General features: G+C 65.5%; 2 protein-coding genes and 1 pseudogene. All 3 read left to right on the forward strand.

The features are described from left to right. Positions 1-406: pseudogene (locus tag G205_RS20350) on the forward strand (GTP 3',8-cyclase MoaA); the annotation flags it as partial. A 7-nt stretch (positions 407-413) separates the two neighbouring features. Next, complete coding sequence (locus tag G205_RS20355) at positions 414-680, forward strand: MoaD/ThiS family protein (RefSeq protein WP_009359691.1); 267 nt, start codon at positions 414-416, stop codon at positions 678-680. A 285-nt stretch (positions 681-965) separates the two neighbouring features. Then, the coding region (locus tag G205_RS20360) for a DUF222 domain-containing protein (RefSeq protein ID WP_009359692.1) at positions 966-1,499 on the forward strand (534 nt) is incomplete at its 3' end.

Genomic DNA, 1,499 nt, shown 5'->3' on the forward strand with positions numbered 1-1,499 from the left:
AGCTGCTGTCCACCGATTTCGTCCTCACCCCCGATCCGCGGGCCCGTGACGGTGCCCCCGCCGAACGCTTTGAAGTACGACGCCGGGTGGCCGGGTCTGATGCCGCTCCTGCGGACGGGCCCGTGCTGGGGACAGTCGGCATCATCGCTTCGGTGACGGAGCCCTTCTGCTCGGACTGCCGCAGGACCCGCATCACGGCCGAAGGCAAGATCATGAGCTGCCTGTTCTCACGCGAGGAATTCGACCTCCTGGGCCTCCTGCGGTCCGGCGCAGCGACGACGACCTCGCACGCCGCTGGCAGGACGCCATGTGGCTCAAGCCAAAGGCCCACGGCATGGACCACGTGGGACTGGACGCTCCGGACTTCGTCCAGCCGGACCGCAGCATGAGCGCCATCGGGGGCTGACACTTTCATGAAAGTACGCTACTTCGCTGCCGCACGTGCAGCCGCAGGCCTCGAGGAAGAGAAGTTCGACCTTCCAGAGGGCACCACGGTGGCCGGGCTCCTGGACGCCGTGCTGGGCGTGGAACGACCCGAGCCTCCTGCCGGCACTCCTCCCCTCCCCCGCGTCCTCTCGCGGAGCAGCTTCCTGCTCAATGAGGTGGCGGTGCGCGACCAGTCAACCATTGTGGGACCCGATGATGTGGTTGACGTGCTCCCTCCGTTCGCTGGCGGGTAAAGCCCTCACCGCGCCGTATTACCGTAGCTGCCGGTTTGCGCAACGGCACGATTTTCTGTGGCGGCGCGATTCTCCTGGCGACTCGAGGCATAAGCCCCATGGAGTGCCGGCGGCCAGAATGTCAGTGCCTCCGGCGGTGATTCCTGTATGGGAAACGGCGGAGGCACCGGAGTTGACGGGACAGCGCTGTTTCCTGCCGTCGCGGCTGCCGGCACTGGGCAGGCAGAGGCTTCCGGAACTTCTTCTACAGCAGGAAATGTCAGACCCTCCCACGATGATTTAGGCATGGGAAACAGCACGGTCATAGCAGCACCGATGGAGGGTGTTTTTGCCACCATGGCTGCCCTGAATGCGCTGTTCCTTGAAGAGGAAGCACTCGCGGCTGCTTCGGCGGGAGCCGATGGCGGCGCCGGCGTTGATCTTCTGGACCGGCTCTACCGGGTCCGGTTGGAGCGGCTGGGCTTGGAATCCAAGCTTGAGGCACAGACCACCGCACTCAAGGCCAGGGACGCTACCCAGTGCCTTGACCTGCAGCAGGCCATGACCCCACCCGACGCCTCCACCCAGGACCGCACGTATGCGGAAATATCAACAGTGGAAGAAATCGCCGGGGTCCTCACCATCAGCTCCGGAGCAGCAGGGGCGTTCATCACCCAGGCCCGGCAAGTCTGTTCCCTCCCATCCGTGTACGAGGCCCTGTCCACCGGGTCGTTGTCCTGGCAGGGCGCCAGGATCATCGCCGACGAAACCGAGGCCCTGGACCATCCCGCCGCCGTGGCCCTCGCGGACCACTTCCTGGACCCGGACGCGCCGAACCCT

The organism is Arthrobacter nitrophenolicus (assembly GCF_000332815.1).
Classification (GTDB): domain Bacteria; phylum Actinomycetota; class Actinomycetes; order Actinomycetales; family Micrococcaceae; genus Arthrobacter; species Arthrobacter nitrophenolicus.